Raw genomic sequence first — 8649 nt, 5'->3', positions numbered from 1 at the left:
TCAACATTAAATTATCAGTCACCGATTGAATACAAAAGAAATCGATGACCTTATCTTTTTGGTACTAAAAAGTGTGGACATACCAGTTGAGTCATACCGACAGTATTCCTTTAAAAAAATATATCATCCTATAAATATTGGTTGTACTTAGATTAAATATAAAATTAAATTAGCGATGCATAAACTGAAAAATTAACACGTAGTGTATTTAACAAACAAAATTTTTCAGCCAATCTTATTAAAATTATGTTATTCGACAAAAAAACTAATAATGTTAGTAATTTTATAATTGAGTTACTTATTTGAAGTAACGGTGTAGTATATTTGTTGCTGTTATTATTATATTGAACAAGCCAAAAATTATATTGTGGATAAAGTAAATGAGCTTTGTTTCCTGAAATCAATTTAATTGAAGATCATGGACTCATTAAACTTTAGTAATAAAGTTTTAGAGATAACATACCATCATTATCGCTACAATATTAATAACTATCTAAAGGTTAACTAACATGGAATATAACTCTAAGCGATCGCCTAAACAATGCTATGATATGAATGATATTCGTACTGAGATCGATAAAATTGATCATACTGTTATTAAACTATTTGCTACTCGTTTTGAGTATGTCAAAGCGGCCAGTAAATTTAAGAAAAATGCTAATGACGTACAAGCAAAAACCCGTTTTGACAGTATGCTTGAACAACGAAAGCTTTGGGCAAATGAGTTAGGACTAAATGGTGATGTGATTAAAGAGTTATATGCTAATTTGGTTCGTTATTTTATTGATGAAGAATTAAAACAATTTAATAATAAAGAAAAATAAGGATAGTTTCTGTATGGCTTATGCAAGTAAACAACAGTTATTGGATGAAATAAATAAAACCGCCAAGCTATTTATCAATGAATTTACTGATTTATCAGAATCTGAAAAAAATCTTTTAATTGATGGTGTTGATCGTACACCCGCCCAAATGATTGCTTATCAGTTAGGCTGGTTAAAATTAGTTAAATCTTGGGATGATGACGAACTAGCAGGAAAAACGCCCGAGTTACCTGCACCTGGGTATAAATGGAATCGTTTAGGTAGTTTGTATCAAACATTCTATGATACGTATCAAGGTCTATCTCTATCAGAATTAATCCAATCATTTAAACAACAAATTACGATTTGGAACAATTGGATTGAGTCTTTAAGTGATGATACCTTATTTATTAAAGATATTCGAAATTGGACTAAACCTTATCCTGAATCTTGGACAGTCTCTCGTTTTATTCACATCAATTCTGTTGCGCCATTTAAATCGTTTAGATCGAAAATCAGAAAGTGGAAAAAACTCAACAATCCAGTTTAAAAGTAACTTAATATTAAATATAACTATATAACCTAATAGGATGAATATGGCTTTTTCAGAAACCGAACGCCAGCAATTATTAGAACTAAAATTTGTTGGCATTAAAATTATTGAAAGACTTGAAGAAATGCAACTTGATTCTTTTGATAAATTACGCAATGCTTCTTTGGATGAAATTCTTAACAAGGGTGCATTATTAACAGGCTCAACTTGTTGGAAAAACAGTCATCAAGCAAAAACCGCAATACTCAATATTTTGCATTTAGTCCAACAAAATTAATTCAATTTTTTAACATATTGATATGGTATAAGTTAAAACTAAAATATAACAAATCAGGTGTAATTAATAATTTTAATAATAAAATGGTATAGACTCCTGAATATTTTTTACAAAATAAATTATAAATTACTAATATAATTAATTTTTTAAATAAAACTCGACCCTATTATTTATTCAAACTAAAATCCTATTCACTATCCTATCGATAGGTTAAAAACTATTTTTTATCGTTGTGCAATCAGTTATTTTGTCGAAACATTTCAGATGATGGATATATTTAAGTATAAAACTAAGAAAAAAATTGTTAGAGTTTTTAATTGATTATTTTAATTATTTAACAGGTGGTTATAATTAAATTGTTTTTTTCCCTATATAGGGATAAACGTTTCCTATATACATAAAGTTAAATTTGTCTGCTAAGGATCAAATCAATTTTAGTTACCTTTACTGGTAAATAAATTTATTATTTAAAGGCGATACAGTAATACATATGATTTTTAATACTATTCTTTAATAAATTCATTAAATCTAAAAGTTGACCTATCTATTTTATGGATAGAATGTTTTTTTAAATCCTCACACTTATTAGTAATTAAACTTATCCCTCATTTTGATGAATTTAATGTGATCAAAAACACAATTTTACTATTATCGGTGAGTTTATACCCAAAAAAGTTAATGCGGATAACCTGTTGAGAATGATAAGATAGCTTATAGCAAAAGGTTTTATAACTTTAGCTTTTTATACTATGATGTATTTACAAATTAAAAATTGTAGTTTTATATCATGTTCTTTACAAAAGAATATTTGTCAAATAATTAAATTGTTGTAAAGTAGGCAGTCTTTTTTTAGTAGTCAATGGATTAAGGATTTTTATGAAAACATGGCAGCGAGTTTTAGCTTGTTTTTTGGGTGGTTGTTTGATTATTGGCGCATTTTGGTTTTTTACACAAACTCCATTAAGTGATGGTGATAATCAGATAGAAAAAGAAAAAAAAGCGATCATTTCTGAGTTTAATTCAAATAAAGAGAATATTTTTACACAAATTAACCGGTTAATCTCTGAAGAAAAATATGATGAAGCGATTTCTTTAGCCAGTAAATATCAGGTTACAGAAGACGAAGCATTGTTAAAATTGAAAGATCAGGCTCAAGCAGAGTTAACAAAAGTTAACACCCAGAAACAAATTACAGATTTGTCAAATGAGCTTAATGCGACCCCTGAATCTGAATTACAGAAACGATTTGATTTATACAGTAAACTATTAGAACTCGTTCCTGATAATTCGGAATATAAAACTAAACACGCTGAGTTAAAGCCAATAGTAGAAAGACTACAAATGATAAGCTCTCAATTTATGGGTGAAAATGGTGCTCATCGTAAACTTGAAAAATTTATAAAATTTAAAATGAAAGATGTAAGCAATTATGAACATCTTGAAACTAAATATGTTGAAAATGACGATAATACGTTAACAATTACTACTACGTTTAATGGTAAAAAGGGTGATAGTGGTAAGATTACTAAAAATACTGTCACAGCGATTGTTGATTCAAGTGGCAATCCAATTCGTATTGTAAGTTGGAAATAAAAGGAGCAATAGCTCCTTTTTTAAAGTTATTAAATATGTGGCAACACTGCATAATACTGCGATATTTCTTCACTTTCTGCTTGTTCACCTATTTTTTACTGTATCTCATCTCTAATTTAAATCGGTTAATTTTCCGGAAATTTAATAGTTAGTGTTTTGATCAGTTAGCATGAAAACCTAATGATTTTGAGTAAAAAGATGGACCGTCTCCTTTTTCAAGTAAAACAATGATGGCTTGCGGTCTATGCAGTTGTTGCCTTTTTTTTTCTAAACTTATGTCATCAAGTTGTTTAATACTTTTTTTTATTCTTTCCCATTTGGATAGGCTGATTGAAACTCGGCTTTGTTCCCATGCATATTCACTATTAACACTATAAGGGATTATTTCGTGTTCTTCATTATAATAAGCTAAATATAGATCGATATTATCTTTAGATAATCGGGTGGATAATTTAACATCTTCATCCCAATAGCTATCGGAGCCTCGTCTATAACCACTGTTAATATCTAATACACTCTGTTTGGCAATAGAAGAGTGACTAAGCGATTTTCCTTTTTCCTTATAGTAAACTTCTAATAACCCTGACGGAGGCTCAATATCTTCAGCATAAACAGAATCAATCAATAAACGTGCCTCTTGAGGCATTTTGATATATTCTTGCTTAAGTAGGATTTTTTGAGTGAGCCATAAATAAGCGTGATTAGGGTATACATAACTGGTATTGCGAAAAGCAGGATTATCCAGCCAATCTTTTTGCGGTTCATCTTGCCAAGGTGGCGCAAACACAGTAAGAACAGGTGGGTCTCGCTCATCCTTTGATTGATTCTCTTTATTATCAGGTTTGATATTACCGTGTTTATCTCTTACATGCCGTTGTAAACGCCCAGCACGTTGTATCAATAGATCGATAGGGGCTATGTCACTTATCATTTCATCAAAATCAAGATCTAAAGATTGTTCTATGACTTGGGTTGCAATGATCACTTTTGCTTGGCGAATTTCACTATTTGAGGATTTTCCTGCCCATGTTAAGGCTTTTTCTTCAATTTCCAGTCGATCACAAAAAGCAAATCGACTATGAAAAAGTAAAATATGATCAGTGTCGATATTCAAGGTTAGTTGTAGTTGCTGATATAACTCAATAGCATCAGCTACACTATTTTTAATCCAACAGATAATTTTACCTTGTTCTATTGATTGTTGAATTTTAGTTATACCGGTTTCAATGTCGGCAATCCATGCTATTTTAACCTGACGTTTTACTTCTTCCCGGGTATCTATTGGTTTTTCAGTCAGACCATGATAATTAAGTCTCGTTATAAGCGGAAACGATAATGACTGATTTAAAGATAAAGTTTGTTGGTTATTTGTTAAACCTTTATTGAATGCATTAAGTAACTTTTCACGTAAAAACCCAGGTAATGTGGCAGTTAAGATAATGGCGCTACCGCCTTGTGAGGCGTGATAATTAAGTAATACTTCTAGCAGCTTTACCATGTAGCTGTCATAAGCATGAACCTCATCTAATATAAGTAATTTATGTCGCAGACCTAATAAACGCAATGATTGATGTTTAAATGGCATGATAGCCATTAAAACCTGATCCAGTGTACCTACGCCAACTTCTGCTAATAAGGCTTTTTTACGAGTATCAACAAACCATTCATTACATTCAGCACTGACAGATTGTTCACCATTAGAATATTTTTGTTGGCTGATATGATCGTTCGTTAAAATGGATTGGGTAAAATTTGGATTCATATAGCTAGCGCCGTGAGTCAACACTAATGATGGATGACTACCTGTTTGATATAATTTCTCGTAGACATTTGCGGTGCGTTGATAAATGGCATTAGCTGTTGCCATAGTTGGTAGACCAATATAAATTCCTTGTACTTTTTGGGCTGACATTAATCGGCTTGCTAAAATCATTGATGCTTCGGTTTTTCCTGCACCCGTCACATCTTCCATAATAAACAATTCAGGGTGCTTATCAGATAATTGACAGGATAATGCGTACTCTTGTAGTGGTGTTGGTTTTTCAATAAAGGGAAAGAGATTTTTAATATTCTTAAATTGAGCAACAGAAGATAATTTGGGTAGAGTTGCTATGGCATTTTCAGCTTGAATGATTGCATGATTTTGCCAATATTCCGATAATGGCATCACTTGCCAATTAAATGAGAATAACTGCTCATTTGATCCTAACCAATCGCTGATAACAGTTAAACCAGCAATCAACCAACTTATTTGGTTCAGTTTTTCTTGATGCGTTTTATCGATAAAAAACTCTAGATAATGTTGTAATTTATTATCTATAATAAAAAGCTGATTAATTGCTTGAATATAATCGGATGCACTTTCTTTATCTTGTTGATTAAATGCTAAATTACCTTTTATATTTTTTAGTAGTTCAGGAGGCTTTCCATGATGCCCAGTCATGATTAATAACCAAATATTATATAAATTCTTAATTTTTCGATTATATTGGTCTAGTTGAATTTCTGGCTTGAGTGATAAGGATTCACGCCATAACCACCAACCCAGTGAGTCATGTCTTGATGAATATTCTTTTGAGGGATCAGCGGCAACAAGTTGTGGGTTATTGTGCTTAAATAGTTTTTGAAATCCATTAGCAAATTTACCAATATCATGCCAAGCTAAAAAATAGGCAAACCAAAGTGCGGCTTGTTCTTTGTCATTTGAAGAAAAGCCTATTTGTTCAAATAATTCAAAAGAATTGAAATAATTGTGTTTGACTATCTGATAACCGCATGCCGCTACATCTAAATTGTGATAAGCAAGCAAATGATAGGAAGAATTATCGACATTTTGTCGACATTTTCCCCAATATTGATAAAAAGATTCCGTCATTATAATTATTATCCTTTTTTAATTGTCGATAAATTGATTCATATTTTTTATTGGATAACAGAACTAAAAATATAAAAAAAACCAAATAACTTCATATAATTAATTTTATTTTATGCTCTATCGTTTAGCTAAACAAATATTGTGCTAGTAAATCGATTTTTTGTCGTTAATTATTTTGTTAAGGTTGTTTACTAATCTATTTAGATTCTAATGAATAGAAAGCTTATAATTTGTTTTGATACTAATATAACTAGTTTAATATAAAAATACAGATAATAATTTAAAGTTTTATACTGAAACGTTATGTTAACCTCAAACTTTTTTACAAAAAACTTGTTTTTTTAAAAGGCTAAATGGATTAAGTGTTATGTTTATCAACCCATAAAGAGAGTTATTAATGAATGTAATAATATTAACTATTGTATTGGTTCTTGAATTTATGAATTAGGTTTTGCTCATTTAGTTGAAGTTTGGCAAAATAGATGATCTATTATGGGTGGGATAGTTGTTTGGAATTATGATGACAATAATTTCAATACTACTCATCAATATTGATATGAGTAATTAAACAGGAATGACATTAGGATGATTAACCAAATCAAACAAAAAATAAACGCAATACTTATAACAAGCTGTATAAGTGGGTTAGTTATTTGTTCTATGACGGTTAATGCTCAAGAAACTCAGCCAGAACAATCACCAACAGCAATAGAGATTAAAACTGATACTGATTTATCAAATCAACCATTAATAAATGATGAAACTAATTTTGTTGGTCCTGCTCAAGTTACTGAAAAAATCTATCATAAAACTACTTTTTCTTTGTTAGGTGAGCCTAAATATCCTGAAGATTTTGATCATCTTGATTATGTAAATCCAAAAGCACCAAAAGGTGGAGCGATCAAGCTTGCCGAAATAGGCACTTTTGATAATTTTAATCGTTATGCAAGCCGAGGTGCGCCAGAAAAGAACTCAGGATCATTATACGACACTCTTTTTACTAACTTAGCCGATGATATTACCAGTTTTTATCCACTAATTGCGACATCTGTGACTTATTCTGATAATTATCGTTGGGCGGAAGTTGCCATTAATCCTGATGCCCGTTTTCAAGATGGTAAACCGATTACGGCACATGATGTTGAATTTACCTTTCAAAAATTTATGACTGAAGGCGTTCCGCAATATCGTGTCTATAATCAGGGCATTACGGTTAAAGCGCTGGATGATTACCATGTGCGCATCGATTTACCAGAAACAGATCGAGAAAAGTTATTATCTTTTATTGGTAATATGCCTGTGATACCGCAACATTTTTGGCAAAATCATAATTTTGCAGAGCCAATTGCTACGCCTCCTGTGGGCAGCGGACCTTATTATATCAGTAATTATAAAATGGGACATTATGTGGTTTATCGACGCAATCCTAACTATTGGGCAAGCGATTTACCCGTTAATAAAGGGATGAATAATTTCGATGAAAAACGCATTGAATACTATATGGATAGTAGTATTTCGCTAGAAGCTTTTAAAGCGGGTGAATATGATCTTCGTGGTGAGGGACAGCCTAAAAACTGGTTTACCCAATATCAAGGCCAATATTTTGATTCAAATAATATTATCAAACAGGAAAAACCGATTCAAACGGCTGTAGATACCAAATGGTTAGCGTTTAATTTGCAAAAAGATTTGTTTAATGATGTTAAAGTTCGTGAAGCAATTACTTTAGCGTTTGATTTTCAATGGTTAAATCACGCTTTTTATTATGATAGCTACAAAAGACCTTACAGTTTTTTTGAAAATACTATTTATGCGGCGATAGGTACGCCAAGTGAACAAGAGTTAAAATGGCTTAATCAATATAAAGATATTATTCCTGAACGAGCGTTTGAGAATGCCTTTTACATTCCTAAAAGTGATGGTCTTGGGTTTAATCGTGATAATTTATTAAAAGCGACTGACTTACTTCAACAAGCTGGATGGATTATTAAAGAAGGTAAATTAGTCAATGCTAAAACCAATCAACCTTTTGAATTTGAACTTGTTACATATCTTGGGGATGATATTAAATATGCGATACCTTTTCAGCAAAACTTAGCTCGTTTAGGTATCACCATGAAAATCGTGTCACTTGATTATGCTCAGTTCACACGCCGATTGCGTGAGCGTGATTATGATATGATGCCACGTACTTATGGTGCTGAAAATTATCCCTCATCAGACTTAATGATCCTTTGGGGAAGTAACTATCTTAATTCATCATGGAATGCATCAGGATTACATAATCCAGCAATTGATGGAATTATCGCTGAAATTACTAAAAATTTAGATAATCAAGCTCAGCTAATTCCTCTTGGGCGCGCTCTTGATCGCATCTTAACTCAAGAATATCCTATGATTCCAATGTGGTATAACAGCAATACTTACTATGCATATTGGAACAAATTTGGACAGCCAGTTGTTCAACCTGCTTACGCTATTGGCGTAGATAGTTGGTGGTATGATGCAGATAAAGCAGCTAGCCTGACTAAAAATCGGAAACATTAAT

At 31.4% G+C, this 8649-nt stretch carries 6 protein-coding genes; 5 read left to right on the top strand and 1 reads right to left on the bottom strand.

Features of this window, described 5'->3' with window-relative positions; all coding sequences use genetic code 11:
- The first annotated feature begins 509 nt into the window (after positions 1 to 509).
- From H3S88_RS01295 to H3S88_RS01280, 4 genes are all read left to right on the top strand, one after another.
- Positions 510 to 824 (top strand): chorismate mutase, encoded by a 315-nt coding sequence (locus H3S88_RS01295; protein ID WP_198226235.1) that lies wholly within the window; start codon positions 510 to 512, stop codon positions 822 to 824.
- A gap of 13 nt (positions 825 to 837) precedes the next feature.
- Positions 838 to 1353: a ClbS/DfsB family four-helix bundle protein gene (locus H3S88_RS01290; protein WP_198226237.1), complete on the top strand. Its 516-nt coding sequence runs from the start codon at positions 838 to 840 to the stop codon at positions 1351 to 1353.
- 46 nt (positions 1354 to 1399) lie between these two features.
- The gene (locus H3S88_RS01285) at positions 1400 to 1633 is read left to right on the top strand and encodes a hypothetical protein (protein ID WP_198226239.1); all 234 of its coding nucleotides are present in this window, start codon (positions 1400 to 1402) and stop codon (positions 1631 to 1633) included.
- Positions 1634 to 2509: 876 nt separating this feature from the next.
- The gene (locus H3S88_RS01280; RefSeq protein ID WP_198226241.1) at positions 2510 to 3226 is read left to right on the top strand and encodes a hypothetical protein; all 717 of its coding nucleotides are present in this window, start codon (positions 2510 to 2512) and stop codon (positions 3224 to 3226) included.
- A 160-nt stretch (positions 3227 to 3386) separates the two neighbouring features.
- Here H3S88_RS01280 and cas3 read toward each other — a convergent pair whose 3' ends face one another.
- On the bottom strand, positions 3387 to 6101 hold the full coding sequence (cas3, locus tag H3S88_RS01275; protein WP_198226243.1) for a CRISPR-associated helicase Cas3': 2715 nt from the start codon (positions 6099 to 6101) through the stop codon (positions 3387 to 3389).
- A gap of 585 nt (positions 6102 to 6686) precedes the next feature.
- On the opposite strand from cas3, the gene H3S88_RS01270 reads away from it, so the two are divergent.
- Positions 6687 to 8648 (top strand): extracellular solute-binding protein, encoded by a 1962-nt coding sequence (locus H3S88_RS01270; RefSeq protein ID WP_198231909.1) that lies wholly within the window; start codon positions 6687 to 6689, stop codon positions 8646 to 8648.
- Position 8649: the final 1 nt, after the last annotated feature.

This window comes from Gilliamella sp. B14448G11 (assembly GCF_016101765.1).
GTDB classification, from domain to species: domain Bacteria; phylum Pseudomonadota; class Gammaproteobacteria; order Enterobacterales; family Orbaceae; genus Gilliamella; species Gilliamella apicola_N.
The sequence above is the reverse complement of the archived record's forward strand: the minus strand, read 5'-3'. Positions and strand labels throughout refer to the sequence as shown.